The following is a 16952-nucleotide window of genomic DNA, read 5'->3' as shown; positions in this document are numbered from 1 at the left end:
TCTTGACGTGGCTTTCCATCAGTGTTGAGCGATTTTGGTCAGAGTACAGAGGCAGGTGGCCTGATCATTGTTCGCTGGCTATTGAATAACTTCCGGCACTGACTCTGAGTGAGATGGGTTTTATCTAACAAGCGGGTTTCAGTGCACACTTTCTGTTTGAGAAGAGGTATTTTGAGCATGCTTTCTAAACTTTGAGTCTGCTGCTGGTTAACACAAAAGGTAATCATTTCAAAAGAAGACTGTCCACTGAATGATCGAGTAACCCCTGCATAACATTGATCTCCCAGAAGCCTCACATTGAAACCATACAGATCGGGTATAATCGGATGGTCCTGGCTCCATTTCAGTTCCAGTGAGTCAGAGTAATCATGGCCGTTATCCCTGCACAGGCTGGTTAAGTTAGAGAGTGTCAGGTCATACCGGGCATGGGTAGATGGGTTGAAAATGTTCAGCTGTCCGGAGGTGATGGACAGAAAACTGTCCTGATAAACGCCTGCGGTCAGATGTCCTGTAAACGTTTCTCCTGATGAGAGGTTCTTCCCTGTGATAAAGGAAGATTGACCTGCCTTGCCATAAATATCCTGACAAGCTGAAGAGGTATCGGCGTCAGCCATGAGAGGGAAGCTTGTCAGCGCAACCAAGAGCATTTTTTTCATGTGAAGAGTTCGCAAACCAGTGAAAAGAAAAACAAATTACGTATATATCTGACCTTTTGAAAAATAGCTGATTGCTGTCAGGCCGCCTCTTTTTTTCAGAAACTGCCTAAACTGAACCCGTTGAACAGCCATGAGCAAAGAGAATTATTTCACCCTCGGATGGCATCTTTTTTTCGGTAAAAACCAACAGCGTACAGGCATGATGACCAAGCAAGACAAGCTCAAAGCCCCAGGTGTTCAGTGGATAACACTGGATAATGGCTATCGGGTCTGGACTCAGCGAGTAGGCTCAGGACCAGTAAAGTTACTGACTCTGCATGGTGGGCCGGGTTGCTCCCATGAATATCTGGAATGCCTTGAAGAGTTTCTGGCCCCGCAGGGTGTTGAAGTCATTTTATATGACCAGCTGGGATCGTGGTGCTCAGATCAGCCCGAGGATGAATCGCTCTGGCAACTGGAACGTTTTATTAGTGAAATTGAGCAGGTTCGGGAAGCGCTGGGTCTGGAAGATTTTTATCTTTACGGTCACTCCTGTGGAGGACTTTGGGCTATTGAATATGCGCTTAAATACCAGCGTCATCTGAAGGGACTTGTTCTTGCTGGTATTACCGGCAGTATTCATTCCTATATGGCTCATATCAACCATCTCCGGGAGCAACTCCCTCCAGATGTGATTGAAAAAATGAAGCACTATGAAGCACAAGATGAGCTCGACAATGAAGAGTATCAGTCTCTGCTGAAGGAGCACCTTTACCGAAAGTACATCTGCAGGCTGCCACATTGGCCTGAATCGTTAAGTCGTGCTTTTGATCATATGAATCATCAGGTATACAACACCATGCAGGGAAATAATGAGTTTGTCTTCACGGGCAATTTGCTGGGGTGGGATCGCTGGAACGAGCTGGCTGAGATCCGGGTTGCAACCCTGGTGCTCTCAGGCCGTTACGACACTATGGCTCCAGATGATCAGAAACAGATGGCTTCCATACTGCCTCACAGCAGACTGGTACTTTGCGATAACGGTAGCCATTGCAGCATGTGGGACGATCCGGAAAATTACAAAGAAGCCCTGGTCAGTTTTTTTCAGGATGTGGAGAGCGGGCGCATATAAGGTAAAGCTTTCATCCATCCGGTAGCCATTGTTATCTCTGCTAACGGTCAGTATCAGCCTTTTTTGGAACTGGAAAAAGGACAGTGGAGGCGCTTGCAACTGATCAATTCATCTTTTATGCAGTGGTTGAGTATTCCTGCTCCAGAGGGGTGTGAATTCCAGCTATTGGCAAAAGACGGTATTTTCCTTAAGACCTTACCGCGCAAAGACCTTACCGCGCAAAGACCTTACCGCGCAAAGACCTTACCGCGCAAAGACCTTACCGCGCAAAGTTGAAAGGCTCATTCTGCCCGGTGGTGGACGAGCCGACCTGGCAGTGCGCTGTAACAGCTCAGGAGATCGGACTCTGGCTTCCAAAGCCTGGAAGAATGACGACACTACATTTTTGGGTACGGGAACTTTATTATTCCTGAAAATTAAAGAGAGCATTAAGCTTCTATACCCATTGGATTTCAAGATGCTACCAGGCGACAAGTGAGCGAAGCCCTGTGAGCCTACAAGTAGTAGGTGATCAGGGTGAGCGAACGCTGGCAACAACGTAGCATCTTGAAAGGCGATGGGTATAAGTCATATCAATATTGTGGTCGATGATATCGATCGGGCCACCCGTTTTTATTCAGAGGCATTTTTTGCTGAACCTGTTCTGGACTTCCCTCATTTCAAAAATAGAGGCTTTGCCCGTTCGGCGGGCTTTCTTGATCAACCTGATGATGTAGAAGTGTCTATCCGTTTTTTGAAACTACCTTCTCAGGATGAACTCTTCACCCGACTATCGGCCTTTCAAGATTGACGAAATCACCGATCAGGAATTTACCTTCTTTGATAAAACCATGAATTTGGATCCGGAATCACGGAGAGGTGTCACGGAGAGGTGTCAGGGAGATGGTCGCGGGCATTCGTTACTTCTATTTTGTCGATCCCTATGGCATTCAGTGGGAATTTGAGCAAAAGCCTGAATAAGGCTTCAGCTTTTTCTCGGTTCAACATTAACTGTTCTATCAGATTTCGATTCATCTTTCTGGAATTCAGAAGGAAGAAGGCTATCTTATTTTCAGGGTCCATGTCTCTATAGCCTGAGTATTCAGGTCATGGCTCAACAATGTGATTAAAAAAACAACAGGAGCAACCATGCAGAGACTGACCGGGTTCTTTGACCACCTGATGCGTCGCTATTTGCCTGATCCCTTTGTTCTGGCTGTCATGCTGACTTTGTTAGCCTTTATTCTGGGTATTTTATTTACTCAACATACTCCTGCAGAAATGATTCAATTCTGGGGGGATTCCATCTGGAAGCTGCTGACCTTCACCATGCAGATGGTACTGGTTTTGGTAACAGGCTATGTTCTGGCAGTTGCACCGATTGTTCATCGATTTCTTGAGAAAACATCTAATTTGGCCCGATCCCCGGGACAGGGTATTGTGCTGGTGACATTGGTGTCATTTGTTGCCTGCTGGATTAACTGGGGTTTTGGTTTAATCGTCGGAGCCCTGTTTGCCAAACATATGGCCAGAGCACAGCCTGCCACGGATTACCGTCTTCTTATCGCCAGTGCTTACAGTGGTTTTCTAATTTGGCATGGTGGGTTATCAGGCTCTGTGCCTTTGACTATAGCGACAGAGCATCACTTTATGTCAGACATGATGGGAGTGATCCACAGCTCAGAGACGATCTTTGCCCACTTCAATCTGGTGATTCTGGGTTTATTACTGGTTGTCATGCCTTTGTTGAACTGGTTGATGATGCGAGGGTTGGACAAGACCGTCACGGTTGACCCTGAACGCCTTGCAGAACCTCTGGTGACAGAGCCCAGAGTGATAGATTCTCCGGCCAGAAGGCTAGAGCATAGCCGTTTGTTAGCCCTGCTGCCGGGACTCATGGGGCTGGCTTATCTGTGGATGTACTTTTCCAGTCACGGTGCCAACTTGACCCTGGATATTGTGAATTTCTTCTTTCTTACTTTAGGGTTGATCCTTCATGGTCATGCCGGTCGGTTTCTCGATGCTGTGACTCAGGGCGTGAAAGGTGCGGGTGGCATTATCATCCAATTTCCTCTTTATGCCGGCATTATGGGCATGATGATGTCTTCGGGAATGGGGGCAGGAATAAGCGAGTGGTTTGTTTCTATCGCTTCAGCAGACAGCTTCCCACTACTGACTTTTCTCAGTGCTGGTTTGCTCAACATGTTTATCCCGTCCGGAGGGGGGCAATGGGCGATTCAGGCTCCCATTATGATTCCAGCAGCGATTGAACTGGGAGTAGAGCCCGCTAAAGCAGCTATGGCGATTGCCTGGGGAGATGCCTGGACCAACATGATTCAACCTTTCTGGGCCCTCCCTGCTCTTGCCGTCGCCGGACTTCAGGCCAGAGATATTATGGGCTTCTGTATCATGCATTTGTTAGTCAGTGGCGTGATTATTGGGGGTGTTTTCTATCTGTCTTTTTTGTGATTTACCGGTTCAAAGCTAAGACATTCTCTGAATGATCCGATTAAAAGAGCAGATACCGGAAAAAGCTTGGAAGCTGACCGGTAATGATTTGAACCAGCAGTGAGAACAGGGAAGGCACAAGGATCGTGCAAACTTCACTTAATCATTTTGTGTCCGGTGCATTGGCTCTAGTCATAGTGACTGCTTCTGCTCAGGCTGAAGACTGGAATATCAGTGCTCCCCAGACAGTTGTGATTCATGATACCCGGCGCATTGTGGTCGGAGCGGACATCAATTCAGGTGCAGAGTCACCTGTAATAGAGGTACAAGCTCGGCTGGGAGGTATCAAGCTCGATACAGAAGTACAGCTCAGTACCAGTGCAGCTGCCGGTGCACCACCCTCTCCCGAAAAAGCCACCATTTTTGTCAATACCACAGGCCAGCTTCAAGGCACTCTGGAGAATCAGGGACATATTCGAAACGGTATTGTCATCACCGGGCAGTCCATACATGAAAATGGCAACGCCTTTATGAGTAGTGGTCTGGACGCTGCTCACCAGGCATCTGTACAGGGCAGTTACAGCGTTTTGAACGGTGGTGTTTCTGAAGCCATAAAAGATCATGCAGTCAATATTGGTTCGGACTCCTACATGGATTACATCTTGGTGGGAAGCACCAGTCGGATCAAGTCTTCGGGAACAGGTAGCAGTGCTCTCTATGTAGGCAGTGATGGGCGTATAGGAGGAGAGTTCACCAATGGCCATAATTCCAAAAATCTCACGATTACCCGCACTGAAGCAGACACTGTCATTAATGTATCAGGACAGATGGTTGCCACCAATGGGCGGGCGATCGATATCGTTGGTGGTGCCATCGGTAAGCTACTGGTTGAAACCGGGGGTGTTATACAAGGGGGAGGCTCTGATGCTGCCGGTATCTATGTCAGCGGTACCTATACGGGCACCTTTGAGAACAAGGGGACTATTGAAACCGGTGTTTTCATCCGTGGCTCTCATACGGCTAATCAGGGAGCAGCTTATTGGGCGTATGGCTCTGAAAATAACTGGGCTGCACTGACGGGTGGTTTCACTGCTATAGAGGGCGGTGTCAGCCAATCAACCACCGAGCACGCAGTGAGCCTGGGTCACTATTCCAGAACTGACTTTGTAGCAGCCCGGGGCGCCAACACCAAAATTGAAGCCACCGCTGCTGATAAAAATGCTGTTTATGTCGCGGCTAATGCCCAGCTTGGTGGAACAGGGGGGCGGGGAGAAAGTGATGCTGCCATTATGGTTTCAGATGGTGGGGAAATTAAAGCCGCCAGTGACAGTGCGATAGAGGTAAACGGAACCGTCATCGGTCGTGTGCATGTCAATAACGGTCTGATCACCGGCAACAATACCACGGTTAATGCCATCAACTTCTCGTCGGCGAAATCTTCGCTGAACTTCCTACAGGAAGGTGATGAGGCAAGAACCACCGGATCTATTTTTGGTAGCACGGACTATAAGACTGACGTTGTGGAATTCAAAGCCGGCGCTTTTGATGGGGCAACCATTCAGAACGTGGATCATTTGATTGTCAGTACCCAGACCTCCAGTATCGCTATGTCCGGTAACTTCACGCTACCGACGATGACAACCGTCACTCTTCAGTTACAGACGTTGCTCGACGCAGAGAATCGACAGTTAACAGGTATTGATGCAGTCAACCCACTCATTACTGTGGCTGGGAACCTTGATGCTGAAGCGGATGGCAGCAAGGTTTTGATGCGACCTGCAACTCCGGTTGAATACCGTTCACTGGGCAGTGGTACCACGCTAACAGTGGTGAATGCGAATATTGTTGAGGGTTCAGTAAAGAACCGTCTGACGGTCGACTCCGGTAGCTTGCTGGTGAATGCTGAACCCATTGTGGACAGTCAGTCAGTCAAAGTGAAACTGACCGTCAATAAAACGGCCGATCTTAAAAAGCAGCTCGAGGCTAAAGGGGCTCGAAGCAGGAGTGCTGCCGCCCTGGCTGCAGCGCTCGACGTGGCTGTCAGCGCTTCACCTGCCGATGCTGTGAAATCAGCGAAAATGTTCACAGCTTTGAATGATAACACGGGTGATGCTGTCAAATTGGCGAGTGAAGTGCAGCCTGAAGTATCCGCAGGGGTTCAAAGAACAGGCCAGACCATGGCCAATATTTCTCACAATATAATCTTCAACCGCATTCACGGCACCCGTCGTGGTTTTAATTACGGTGATCAGTTTGTTGATGGTGCGGCCTGGGGGCAATTTCTTTCAACCTCAGGCAAGCAGGGCATGGTTAATAAGGAGCCGGGCTTCAAGAGTCAGGCCTGGGGTATGACGCTGGGTGTGGATGGTGAGCTGGAAGCCAATATCCGGTTGGGGCTTGCCATGACCGTATCTTCCGGCTCCATTGATATGGATGATGGCTCGAAAACCAGCCAGCAAAGTTACCTGACGACACTCTATGGAAGCTGGAGTCACAGGGGGCTGTTCATTGATGCCATGGCATCCATGGGAAATGGTACCAATGACATTAAAAAAACGGTGAATGCTCAATCTGTTAAAGGCAACTTCCAGACAGATCAGTGGGGTTTCAGAATTATTGGTGGCACTGCCTGGCGGATGGGAAGCTGGAATATGTCACCACAGGCAGAATTCAATTATGGCCTGATACGCGCCCAGGATTATTCCGAAAAGGGTGACTCCGGATTTGAGCAAAAAATCCAAAGCGACGATTACATCACGGCTGAGTTGGGCGCTGGTTTTAAGTTCCATGGAGAAATATGGGGTCGTCAGACGGTCTTTAAGCCTGAGTTAAGTGTTATGGGCTATTACGACTTCATTTCCTCAGGCAGTAAAGTGAAAGCCACCTATCTGGCTGGTGGTTCGTCTTATAGCGTAACCGGGCCGGAAAGAGACCCTTATCGGCTGGCAGCTGGTTTGGCCTTTGGTGTCAAAACAGGTAACCACTGGACGCTGAGAGCAGGTTATAGCCTTAACTGGAGTGAGAATTACAGTTCCGACAGTTTCTCAGCCAGAGTGCGCTATGAGTTTTAAATCAATTCAACTCAACTATCGAGCAGAAGTGTAAGGGAGAGCACTGCATGAACGTTAATGGTCCAGGGAATCATTCTACCCATCTGTCTGTTCTGAAAAGTCATTTTCAATCTGTCAGTGACAAATGGAAAAGTAAGTGGCGAAATCGAAAAGTTGCTGTGGAAACTCAGCCTGAAAAACGCATTCGGAAAGAAGCTGAAGCACTGACCCGTAATATGGAGAAAGAGCTCAAAGCTCGATCAGCTTATGTGCGCGGCCAGATAAAAAAAGTAGAAAAGCACCTTTTAAAGACAACAGACTACAGACCAGCCAATGGGCTGGAATGGAAGCTCAATGAAGGTCTTGATCCCGAGATTAAAAGGTTTCAGGAGGAAGGCAGTGCCGGTGTTTATCGAGATATACACCTCATGCTCTCTCGTGAAGCAAGACAAATAAAAAAGGCACAAGAGCGACTGGCCAACAAAAAAGAAGAAGTCAAAGAAACTCTGATCAAGGCTTACCTTCCAGAAGAGGACCTGATCAGTCTTGCTAGTGTGACGTCCCAGGAAGAAGCGGTTTTGCTGGATGAACTCAAAGAGTTTCTGGCAGAGGAAATCTCTGATGAGATCAGTGATGAAGAAATGGCTGAGCTCGAAGCTTTGGCACTGGAGGAACTGAAAGACGAGAGGATGCTGGATGATGGAGATGATGATGAGCTGGATGATATAGAGGACATGCTGGCTGAGATCGATAAGGAAGACAGTTTGAGCCTATCACTCAGCGAACTTGAGTTACTGAGCGAGATTGATCCAGAGTTATCCATCCCCACAACGACCTTAACGGATAGCGAACTGCAGACGCTCATGGCCGTTGGCAATAATGTAGAAAACGGTGAAGAAGATGAGGTTGAAAAGGTTCTGAAAGAAATCTTGAGTGATGTACGCCCGGACACTCCGAACCGGCTGTTCACTCCTGAAGAGCTAGAAGAGATGCTCAAGGATCCTGAGCTGAATGATTTAATAGATAGGCTATCAGATGCTGGAGAAGATGAGGGCATAGAAGGTACCCTGACATTCAATGAGTCGTCGGAACTGGCTGATATCAAGAAGAAGCTGGAAACCCTGGACCTTTCAGAATTATCAGTGCTGGCTAAAAAACTGCAGGATCAGGTGGACCAGGAATCCAGTAAGCTGGATGAGGCTATGACGCTGAATCGCCTTGATTCCAAGCTTTCTGACGTCAGTGATAGTGGTGACTCCGGATATGACACCGAGCTTGTTGATGATCTTGACGAACTCTCTGTCTCATCACTGAAAAGAGAAGACCTTGCAGGTATTCTGGATAAGCAACAGTTGTCCGAACTGTTTGATACGGTGATTAAGCCGGTCATGGAAAAGCATGCAGAGCAGGAAGACGTTGATGCCCTGTTAATGCAAACAGAACTCAGGCTTGAAACTAAAAGCTCTCTGGCTAATGCTTTGAAAACTCTTTCAGAAATCCCTGAGTTGAAGGATATGAGCCGTCCCCTGGTGAAGATTGCCGGTCAGGCTGAAAAAGGGAAACTCCCTGAGTCCATGGCGCATCTTGAACGTATGCTGGATGATGAAATGGAGCCTCTACCGGCAGAAACGAAAGTGGAGTCATCCACTTTTCAGCGAAAAAATGCCATGCGAGTCAAAAAGCGAAAAAGGCAACCCCCCTCCCCTCCAATGATCAGTTGAGTCCCTGTTATTGGTCAGGGGTCTGATATAAGCTTTCACCTGACCAGGGGAATACGATAGTACTTGTCGATAGTATTCTCAAAGCAGCTATCAAACTCAGGAACTGTAAACTTGCTGGAACTCTGCGCTGTTGATGATCTTGAAAACCCCGGAAGCAAAGGTTTTGAAACTGAAAAAGGCTCAATTTTTGTAGTGCGTCGAAATGAAGAAGTTTTTGTTTACGAAAACAGTTGCCCACACTTCGGTATTAATCTGGAGTGGCAGAAAGACCGTTTTCTGGACAGTGAAAAGCGACTGATTCAATGCGCCACTCACAGAGCCCTGTTTCTGATGGAGTCAGGAGAGTGCGTAGCGGGACCATGTCCTGGAGACAGGCTGACAGCCGTTCCTTCTAAAGTGGAACAGGGTATTGTTTACCTGTTGTAATCGCACGTTTCATAGTGCTGTTACCTTTTTTACTGCCTGACTGAAGGTGTTTTTCATGGTCAGGCAGCCGGCAGTTATTCTGTCAGATGTGATTTCTGCTTGAGAATATCCCTTCTCTGTTTTTTGTCAGGACGACGATCCGGTCGTGGTGCCATAGTACCTCGCATGGCTTTACGTTGTTCTGCCGCTTTTTCGCGAGATTGGATACTGGCCGCTGTTTCCTCGTAAAGTTGTTGGGCCAGCTCGGCTTTCTGCCGTTTGTCAGAAAGCTCACGGACAAGGATTACTCTTTCATCCCAGCCAGTACGCAATTTCAGCTCATCACCTACCCTGGGCTCTTTGCCGGGTTTGCAGCGCTGACCATTCAGGTGCACCTTACCTCCTTCAATAGCTTCCTTGGCAATATTTCGGGTCTTGTAAAAGCGGGCAGCCCAGAGCCACTTGTCCAGGCGTACCTTGTCTGATCTTTTCTGTTTATCTTGATTCATTACACGTGCTTTCAGCGAAAGAAAAAGAGTTTTTAGCAGCCGTATTAATAGACATTGGTGCAGTAAACTATTTTTCAAGGTCAGGAGGCTGACCGAGAATAGTGGTCGAGAACAGTGGTCGAGAATAAAATTCAGTAGAACGAGGCCATTTTTTCGAGGTATTGGTGCGAATAGTAGGCCTATTCAATCAAATTCATCGGAAAAAGGGGCCGTTCTTTCTGGATTTTAGGCCAGGCTGTCTATTCTCGGTCAGCCTCCTGGTCATTGATGAATAAGCTCACGAAAATCTTCGACAGCTTGATACCGTCCGGTATCCTTGGCGCCTTTTTTACTGTCTGGGTAGCGGATAGCCAGTAAATGGGCGATGCCATAAGTATTGGCGGAATCCAGTACAGGAATGCTGTCATCTATAAACAGCGCTCGTTCCTTGTCAGTACCTATGTCGGCTTCAAGGTTGTGCCAGAACGCCTGAGTTTCCTTGGGGTAGCCGTAATCATGAGAACTGATCAGTTTGTCAAAATAGTGTGCCATGGAGAGCCTTTCCAGCTTGAGCGACAAACTGTCACGGTGCGCATTGGTGATCATGATCACTTTTTTGCCCCGGTCCCGAATATTTTTCAGGAAACAGTCTGCATCAGGTCTGAAGCTGATCAGATGAGCTATTTCATGCTTCAGGGCCACGATGTCCAGGTCTAGTTCCTTTGTCCAGAAATCCAGGCAATACCATTCCAGCTTCCCGTAGATCTGGGTCATCCGGGGGTGCAGCTCTTCCTTCGACTGCTCCAGGGTAATGCTGTGTTTTTCAGCATACTTCTGGGGGACGTACTCCATCCAGAAGTAGTTATCAAAATGGAGGTCCAGCAGGGTACCATCCATATCGAGGAGAACAGTATCTATGGCATTCCAGTTAATCATAATCACCTCGAATTTCTTCTGTTGCCATGTTGACTCATCCAGCCAGTGAACAGCAATCATCATCTATGATAAGCCGCTTATATCAAGCTATACCGTCATTGAGCTTTGACTGTGAGCGGTTTTTACGTTCATAGCTGTTGGTTAATCAGTGCTATTGTCCACTCATGGCTCTATATTATTGTCGCAAAGGCTGAGCGAATTGAGCGTACATCGACGTATGTAGGTATCGGGCTCCCAGATACTTATAATAACGGCTGAACAAGAGGCAGGGAATAATGTCAGAAAAACCGGTCATCAAAGCGTGTCGTGAAATTGCACGCAGTCGTCTGTTCAGGATAGAAGAACTGGAACTTCGATTTTCAAATGGTGTTGAAAGAACCTATGAGCGTTTAGGGTCTTTTGGAACGGGTCATCAGGCTGTGATGGTGGTGCCATTACTGGATAACAATCGATTTCTGATGATTCGAGAGTATGCCGGCGGTACTGAAGATTATCAGCTGACTTTGCCCAAAGGGCTGGTTGAGCCGGGAGAAAGCCTGGAAGAAGGCGGTAACCGTGAATTAAAAGAAGAAGTTGGCTATGGTGCCCACCAATGGAAGTATCTAAGTGAATTCACCCAGTCGCCTAATTATATGAAGAGCAGAATACACTCTATGGTGGCTTGGGATCTTTATGAAGAAAAGCTTGAAGGTGATGAGCCAGAGCCTCTGGAAGTCGTTGAGTGGTCCTTTGACCGCTTGCTGGAATTAAATGACCGGCCGGATTTTTCTGAAGCAAGGGCGCTGGCCACTCTGTTTCTGGTCAGAGAGAAAATTCAGGCCGGATGGCTGGAGAACCCAGATGGTTGATGAAAAACTGATAGAAGCAGTCAAGCACATTGCCCGACAGGCTGGAGAAACGATCCTGACGATTTATCATCAGGAAGATCTGGGTATTCAGCACAAATCTGACAAAACACCTGTGACAGTGGCTGACATCAAGGCTAATGATGTTATTGAGCTGGGTCTTAAAGGCCTGAATGTCCAATACCCTATTCTGTCGGAAGAGTCTGATCACACTGCCTTTTCACAGCGTAGCCAGTGGCAGCGTTACTGGTTGGTAGACCCTCTGGATGGCACTCAGGAGTTTATTAACGGGAATGGCCAGTTCTCGGTGAATATCGCGCTCATGGAAAAGTCAGAAGATGGCCGCAGTTACCCAATATTGGGAGTGGTTCAAGTTCCTGTTGAGAAAGCTGTCTATTGGGGAGGCAAGGATTTAGGGGCTTTTAAGCAAACTGAAGATCAGCAACCCGTCAGTATCGCTCCAAGAAAATTTCAGCCTGAACAGGAAACTGTGGTGCTCGGCAGTCGCAGCTACGGGACAGAACGAGCAGCCACCTTTGCTGAAAAACTAAAGGCTCTTTATCCTAATTTGGAGGTAAGGCCTGTCGGCAGCGCTTTAAAAAGCTGTCATGTTGCAGAAGGTTTAGCGGACATTTATCCCAGATTAGGGCCTACCTCTGAGTGGGATACTGGAGCAGCGCAAGCCGTGCTGGAAGGTGCCGGAGGCTTACTGCTGGACCCTTACGGCAAACGCTTTTCCTACAACTTCAAAGAAAGCCTGTTGAACTCCGATTTTCTGGTAGTGGGCGACCGTACCAAAAACTGGTCGAAGGTTTGGAACCCACTGGTACTGATCGGTCTTTAGAAGATATATCGAATTTTTTCGGCTTCTACCACAATGGGTTTGCTGGGGTTCTTAGTGACCTCGCCCTTGATAATAGTGGGGGAGCCGAAAAGCAAACCTTTTTGAGGTATGTCATCATCCTCAATCTGGATTTGAATTTCCCCGGTTTTATCCCGGAACAGGTAGGTTGAACATTTCAGTTTCTTGATGATTTGACCGGAGAGTCTCACCAGTTCTTCATCATCGCTTTTCTCAATCACCTGGTCGATGCTCTGCTTTTTATAGTCATGAGCTTCTGATGACGCGACCGGAGAGGGAAGAGGAAAGTAGTTTTCGGAAAAGGCAGGCAAAGACAACAAACAGAGGCCGCTGAAAAAAAGTCCTTTCATTGAAATCATCCTTTAACTGTCTACTTTATAGAATAGACGAGGTGGCTTCTCATTCTTATGAAGCTCAGCCCTAATCATACGTCTAACTGACTAACTCTCGAAAGCTGGCTTAGGCTTGCATTTCTCATACAGTTTGTCGGGTCCATTCATTTTCTCGGGTCGTAAGATTACTAGGAGGCTGACCGAGAATAGCGTCCGAGCATAAAATTCAGTAGAACGAGTCAGCTTTTTCACTGAATTTGTGCGAATAGTTGACCTATTTAAGCAAATTCAGTGGAAAAGATGGCCGTTCTTTCTGGATTTTAGGCCGGGCTGTCTATTCTCGGTCAGCCTCCTAGCCAAGGGGTCACCTCAGCTTTTCTGGAAAGGCATGGCATCAGGGTGTTCAATCAATATCAGTGTGAGGAAGCACACCAGTATTTGAATTTGCTTGAGCAGAATTCCTTTAACTCGATGGGATAAGCACTTTATTCTTCAACGCCAGCCTGCGACTTCGTGAATGAAAGCCTGTCATTGTCTGATCGTGAGTGGGACTGCCCTCAGTGTGGAACCCATTATGACCGCGACCACAATGCCAGCGTCAATTTAAACCAAAAGGGTCGAGACACGTTACAGCTCGACCTTAAACCCTACACAAGGGTAGCGTAAGACGTACTTCGGTGCGCGGCTGTGTTGACGGTGTAGATAAACCCAGATAATCAGCGATTGTCGTAGGTTTTTAGTAACGGTGCAGATACAATTTTATACCCAGCTCAGGGTCGCTCAAAGGTAGCTCGCAGAGCAGCTTGCCAGTCAGGTTAAAGTGACTGCGAGCCATCAGCAGACCTTGTTGCTGAAGAAAAGAATGGTTAAGCAAAGTGATGTTTTGTCCTGTGGAATAGTGATTAGATCAGTCGTCCAGAAAAAATGTTTCTGTATTGAGTTAGCTTTCAGCCGAAGATGTATTCTATACAAAGCCTTTGTACGACAAGCGATAGCAGGAAAGAAAAATGGAAAAAAGAGCCTAAACTGAATCAGGATTCTATTTTTATTTTTTTTAATAGCAACCTTGATGAAGGCTTTTCATGGCAAAGTCTATTGATGAGATCGCTAAATTGGCAGGCGTCTCGGTTACATCGGTGCGGCTGGTAATCAATGGTCAGGATAAGAAATACCGCATTAGTGAAAAGACCAGAGCCAGAATCCAGTCCATTATTGATGAATATGGTTATTTTATTAACCAGACTGCCCGCAGTCTCAAGCTGCAGAAAACGCAGACTCTGGGGCTGGTGGTTCCCCGTTTAACCAATCCTTTCTTTTCCCAGTTGACTGAAGCTCTGGAGATTCGCTGCAGAGAAGCCGGTTATCAATTGATTACTGTGTGCTCCAGAGATGAAGCAGAGCTTGAGAAACAGGTTGTTGAAAATCTGATCTACCGTAGTGTCGACGGGCTTTTTGTGACGTCCAGCTACAAAGAAAGGCAGAGCGATCTGTTGGCCAATAGTCATGGCAAACCTGTAGTCTTTCTGGATCGTGATTTTGGCACCCCGGATATAGCGGTAGTGTCCACCAATAATCTGGATGGTGCGAAGTCACTGGGCAGAAAAATGGCCGAACAATTAGAAGGGCGTCAGTTGATCTTTATGGGGGCAGATGAATGGTTGCCTACGATTAAGGATCGGTTGGAGGGGTTGAAGGTCGGGCTGTCAGAAGCCGGCTATCAGCTACCCGATGGTAATGTCCATTTTGCTGAAAGAATCAGTAGAAGCCATGGCTATCAAAAGATGTCCGAGCTGTATCAAAGTCTGGGTGGGCCTCCTGATGCGTTGGTCACATCGGCATTACCTGTGCTGGAAGGGTGTCTGGAGTATCTGAAGACAGCCTCCGGCGAAATTCCCGGAGACATGGTGATAGGATCTTTTGATGACCATGCCATGTTGGGCTTTTTACCCAACAAGGTGTTTGCCGTGAGGCAAAATGCTCATGAGCTGGCCCTTGAAGCATACCGTATCCTTGAAGCCAAGATGCGTAAGGAAGATCTGGAGCAGCAGCAAAGAGTGATCATGCCTGAGCTGATCATCTATTAATAAGTACTCATGCAAATGAAATTGCATATTCTTGACCGAATGAATCAAACAATCGTTTATTTTCCTGTTCGAATTCTACGAAGCTCATGATTAACAGCAGGTTCAGCCATACTTCAATTTTCGCCATAGAATCTCTATCAAATTTAGTTCTGGTAAATAGGTTGGGAGGAAGCAGACTATCAACTTCTTCTCGATCATCCAGTCTGCCCCCTTGGCTCTGAACTTATGGCTGGTATGAATGCTGGCATTGTCTACAAACACAACAGTGTAGCGGTCGTTGGAGACGGCTTCTTTTAAGGTCCCCTTAACAGCATCATCAGTAATGGGATAAACAGTTTTCATGACCCGGCAAAGCAAGTAGAAGCATTCATGCTGAGTATAATCAGCTCATCAGGTGCCCGTGAGAAATATAAATTAACTGTCCGACCAATCAGTTTTGCCCAGAAGCAAATGTATGACTACTTAATGGGTGCGCAGGCTTCAGGTACTGCTGATTCATAAAGACATTCTGCAGAGGCTAACTATCGAAATGACATACTGTTGAAGCTGATCCCCTCAGGTTTTTTTCCCGGCAAGCTCGTAAGCCTGAGGGGGTTTTTGGTCGTTATTTAATGAGCTATTTGTTCCGAAAAGGAAATTCTGGCCTGAATCAGATGGTTTTTGAGCAAATGGTGCTTTCTGAAACAGACTGTGTTTTGGAAGTAGACTTTGGACCCGGGCATCTTATCCTGGCGATGCTCAATACTGTCACCAAGGGGGAAATCTATGGTGTCGATTTCTCCAAGGCTATGTTGCAGGAGGCCTGCAAACTTAATCAGAACAGTATTGCTTCGGGGCGAGTTCAACTGCTTCTTTCGGACAGTGCCGGGCTGCCTTTTCCTGATAACTGTTTTGATAAACTCTGTACGGTGAATACACTCTATTTCTGGCCACATCCAAAACAACAGCTCAGAGAGTTTTTGAGGGTATTAAAGCCGAGAGGAAAGCTGGTTTTAGGTTTCAGAGATTCAGAAGCACTGGAGTCTCTGAAACTGGACATACAGGTTTTTAACTTATATACCGCACCAGAAGTTGCCGGGCTCCTGAAGGAGTCAGGCTTTGATCAGGTCAAGCTTCAACTACAGTCTGGTTCCACGCTGACATCTTTGGTAGCAAAAGGTTGTAAGGCCGTACCTTGAAACGGATTTTCAAAACAAGGGAACTGTCTTATGAATTCAAATGATTTAAATCCTATTCGCACCTTCCCTAGATCCGACAAGCCCCTAGTCTACAATCCTATTATCCAGATTCTGGGAAATGCATGATGAACTCACTACCTGACCATGTTATGGCGTATAAGAAAACACCTGTATTTACGCAGGGTTCAATGCCTCCAGGTTTATTGAAAACACACAAAACAAAGCAGGGGGTTTGGGGTGTGTTGAGCGTACTTGAAGGTTCGGTGGTCTTTTGTCCGGAACAGGAAGACGCCAAAAAAATCAAGCTTTCAGCAGGCGATCAGTGGGTTATTCAACCCGATCAAGAGCATCACCTTGAGCTGGATGGACTCGTTTCCTGTTACGTAGAGTTCTATAAATAAGTTTACTTCAAGCAAGAGAGAGGAGACTCAAACATCCGGGCATGCGCCAGAGATGGAGAGGGTTCGAAACAGTATTAATTAATCTATGATTATCTACCACAATCTATCATCATGAATAAGAGATTAGTTAAGATTGGTGAAGCCGCTCGCTTGCTGGGTACTGACCACTCAACATTGAGAAAGTGGATTGAGAAAGTGGGAGAGCACGGGTGAGTTGCTCCCAGCCAGAAAGACCAAAGGCGGAACACGTTATTATGACGTGGCTGAACTCATGGGATTCAGCAACGAAGCTGCACCTACACTTTGCTACTGCCGTGTATCCAGCCACGATCAAAAAGCCGATCTGGATAGACAGCAAGAACTACTGGAGGCTTATTGCTCTGCCAAGGGCTGGCGAACGCAAGTGATCCGTGATCTTGGCTCCGGCATGAACTACCGGAAGAAAGGTCTGAACCA

19 protein-coding genes and 1 pseudogene are annotated in these 16952 nt (G+C 47.1%); 14 read left to right on the top strand and 6 right to left on the bottom strand.

The features are described from left to right. Window positions 1–38: 38 nt before the first annotated feature. The gene (locus GZ78_RS17790) at window positions 39–614 is read right to left on the bottom strand and encodes a hypothetical protein (RefSeq protein ID WP_152558808.1); all 576 of its coding nucleotides are present in this window, start codon (window positions 612–614) and stop codon (window positions 39–41) included. Between the two features lie 172 nt (window positions 615–786). Between GZ78_RS17790 and GZ78_RS17785 the strand changes: the two genes are divergently transcribed. The 3 genes from GZ78_RS17785 to GZ78_RS30025 all read left to right on the top strand — a co-directional run bounded on the left by GZ78_RS17785 (window position 787) and on the right by GZ78_RS30025 (window position 2557). Then, window positions 787–1767: a proline iminopeptidase-family hydrolase gene (locus GZ78_RS17785; RefSeq protein ID WP_201772749.1), complete on the top strand. Its 981-nt coding sequence runs from the start codon at window positions 787–789 to the stop codon at window positions 1765–1767. Window positions 1768–1830: 63 nt separating this feature from the next. Beyond that, window positions 1831–2043: a hypothetical protein gene (locus GZ78_RS29035; protein ID WP_152558807.1), complete on the top strand. Its 213-nt coding sequence runs from the start codon at window positions 1831–1833 to the stop codon at window positions 2041–2043. A gap of 280 nt (window positions 2044–2323) precedes the next feature. Continuing rightward, the gene (locus GZ78_RS30025; protein WP_034838988.1) at window positions 2324–2557 is read left to right on the top strand and encodes a VOC family protein; all 234 of its coding nucleotides are present in this window, start codon (window positions 2324–2326) and stop codon (window positions 2555–2557) included. 71 nt (window positions 2558–2628) lie between these two features. On the opposite strand, the gene GZ78_RS30020 is transcribed toward GZ78_RS30025, so the two are convergent. Further along, window positions 2629–2829, bottom strand: a complete 201-nt coding sequence (locus GZ78_RS30020) for a hypothetical protein (protein WP_034838986.1) — start codon at window positions 2827–2829, stop codon at window positions 2629–2631. A 66-nt stretch (window positions 2830–2895) separates the two neighbouring features. Between GZ78_RS30020 and GZ78_RS17765 the strand changes: the two genes are divergently transcribed. From GZ78_RS17765 to GZ78_RS17750, 4 genes are all read left to right on the top strand, one after another. Continuing rightward, window positions 2896–4215, top strand: a complete 1320-nt coding sequence (locus GZ78_RS17765) for a short-chain fatty acid transporter (RefSeq protein ID WP_034838983.1) — start codon at window positions 2896–2898, stop codon at window positions 4213–4215. Between the two features lie 125 nt (window positions 4216–4340). After that, complete coding sequence (locus GZ78_RS17760; RefSeq protein ID WP_034838981.1) at window positions 4341–7265, top strand: autotransporter family protein; 2925 nt, start codon at window positions 4341–4343, stop codon at window positions 7263–7265. A gap of 47 nt (window positions 7266–7312) precedes the next feature. Then, on the top strand, window positions 7313–8965 hold the full coding sequence (locus tag GZ78_RS17755) for a hypothetical protein (RefSeq protein ID WP_034838979.1): 1653 nt from the start codon (window positions 7313–7315) through the stop codon (window positions 8963–8965). A 111-nt stretch (window positions 8966–9076) separates the two neighbouring features. Continuing rightward, entirely contained in the window at window positions 9077–9391 is a 315-nt protein-coding gene (locus GZ78_RS17750) for a Rieske (2Fe-2S) protein (protein ID WP_034838977.1), read from the top strand. 74 nt (window positions 9392–9465) lie between these two features. Here GZ78_RS17750 and hslR read toward each other — a convergent pair whose 3' ends face one another. Next, on the bottom strand, window positions 9466–9879 hold the full coding sequence (gene hslR, locus GZ78_RS17745) for a ribosome-associated heat shock protein Hsp15 (RefSeq protein WP_034838975.1): 414 nt from the start codon (window positions 9877–9879) through the stop codon (window positions 9466–9468). Window positions 9880–10140: 261 nt separating this feature from the next. Continuing rightward, window positions 10141–10857 carry a GMP/IMP nucleotidase gene (gene yrfG, locus GZ78_RS17740; RefSeq protein WP_330217623.1) on the bottom strand — a complete coding sequence of 239 codons (717 nt, stop codon included), beginning with the start codon at window positions 10855–10857 and terminating at the stop codon, window positions 10141–10143. 212 nt (window positions 10858–11069) lie between these two features. On the opposite strand from yrfG, the gene nudE reads away from it, so the two are divergent. Further along, complete coding sequence (gene nudE / locus GZ78_RS17735) at window positions 11070–11642, top strand: ADP compounds hydrolase NudE (RefSeq protein ID WP_034838972.1); 573 nt, start codon at window positions 11070–11072, stop codon at window positions 11640–11642. Next, a complete protein-coding gene (cysQ, locus tag GZ78_RS17730) occupies window positions 11635–12483 on the top strand; it encodes a 3'(2'),5'-bisphosphate nucleotidase CysQ (protein ID WP_034838970.1) in 849 nt (282 codons plus the stop codon). Before nudE ends, cysQ begins: the two co-directional genes overlap by 8 nt. Here cysQ and GZ78_RS27665 read toward each other — a convergent pair. Next, a complete protein-coding gene (locus GZ78_RS27665; RefSeq protein ID WP_051786316.1) occupies window positions 12480–12851 on the bottom strand; it encodes a NirD/YgiW/YdeI family stress tolerance protein in 372 nt (123 codons plus the stop codon). The genes cysQ and GZ78_RS27665 overlap by 4 nt on opposite strands. A gap of 492 nt (window positions 12852–13343) precedes the next feature. Between GZ78_RS27665 and GZ78_RS28425 the strand changes: the two are divergent. Together GZ78_RS28425 and GZ78_RS17720 are read left to right on the top strand one after the other, a co-directional pair. Beyond that, window positions 13344–13499: pseudogene (locus tag GZ78_RS28425) on the top strand (zinc ribbon domain-containing protein); the annotation flags it as partial. 416 nt (window positions 13500–13915) lie between these two features. Then, a complete protein-coding gene (locus GZ78_RS17720) occupies window positions 13916–14917 on the top strand; it encodes a LacI family DNA-binding transcriptional regulator (RefSeq protein WP_034838967.1) in 1002 nt (333 codons plus the stop codon). A gap of 102 nt (window positions 14918–15019) precedes the next feature. Here the strand turns inward: GZ78_RS17720 and GZ78_RS27660 are convergent, their stop codons facing one another. Next, on the bottom strand, window positions 15020–15259 hold the full coding sequence (locus GZ78_RS27660) for a transposase (RefSeq protein ID WP_051786315.1): 240 nt from the start codon (window positions 15257–15259) through the stop codon (window positions 15020–15022). Window positions 15260–15528: 269 nt separating this feature from the next. Between GZ78_RS27660 and GZ78_RS17710 the strand changes: the two genes are divergently transcribed. From GZ78_RS17710 to GZ78_RS17700, 3 genes are all read left to right on the top strand, one after another. After that, window positions 15529–16095, top strand: coding sequence for a class I SAM-dependent methyltransferase (locus GZ78_RS17710; RefSeq protein ID WP_051786314.1), 567 nt, complete (start codon window positions 15529–15531; stop codon window positions 16093–16095). 122 nt (window positions 16096–16217) lie between these two features. After that, entirely contained in the window at window positions 16218–16496 is a 279-nt protein-coding gene (locus tag GZ78_RS17705; protein ID WP_051786313.1) for a DUF1971 domain-containing protein, read from the top strand. A 187-nt stretch (window positions 16497–16683) separates the two neighbouring features. Next, window positions 16684–16952: recombinase family protein (locus tag GZ78_RS17700; protein ID WP_201772747.1), on the top strand; the 269-nt coding region annotated here is incomplete at its 3' end.

This window comes from Endozoicomonas numazuensis (assembly GCF_000722635.1).
GTDB classification, from domain to species: Bacteria; Pseudomonadota; Gammaproteobacteria; order Pseudomonadales; family Endozoicomonadaceae; genus Endozoicomonas_A; species Endozoicomonas_A numazuensis.
Note: the sequence above shows the minus strand (reverse complement) of the source record. Positions and strands in the feature narration are given on the sequence as shown.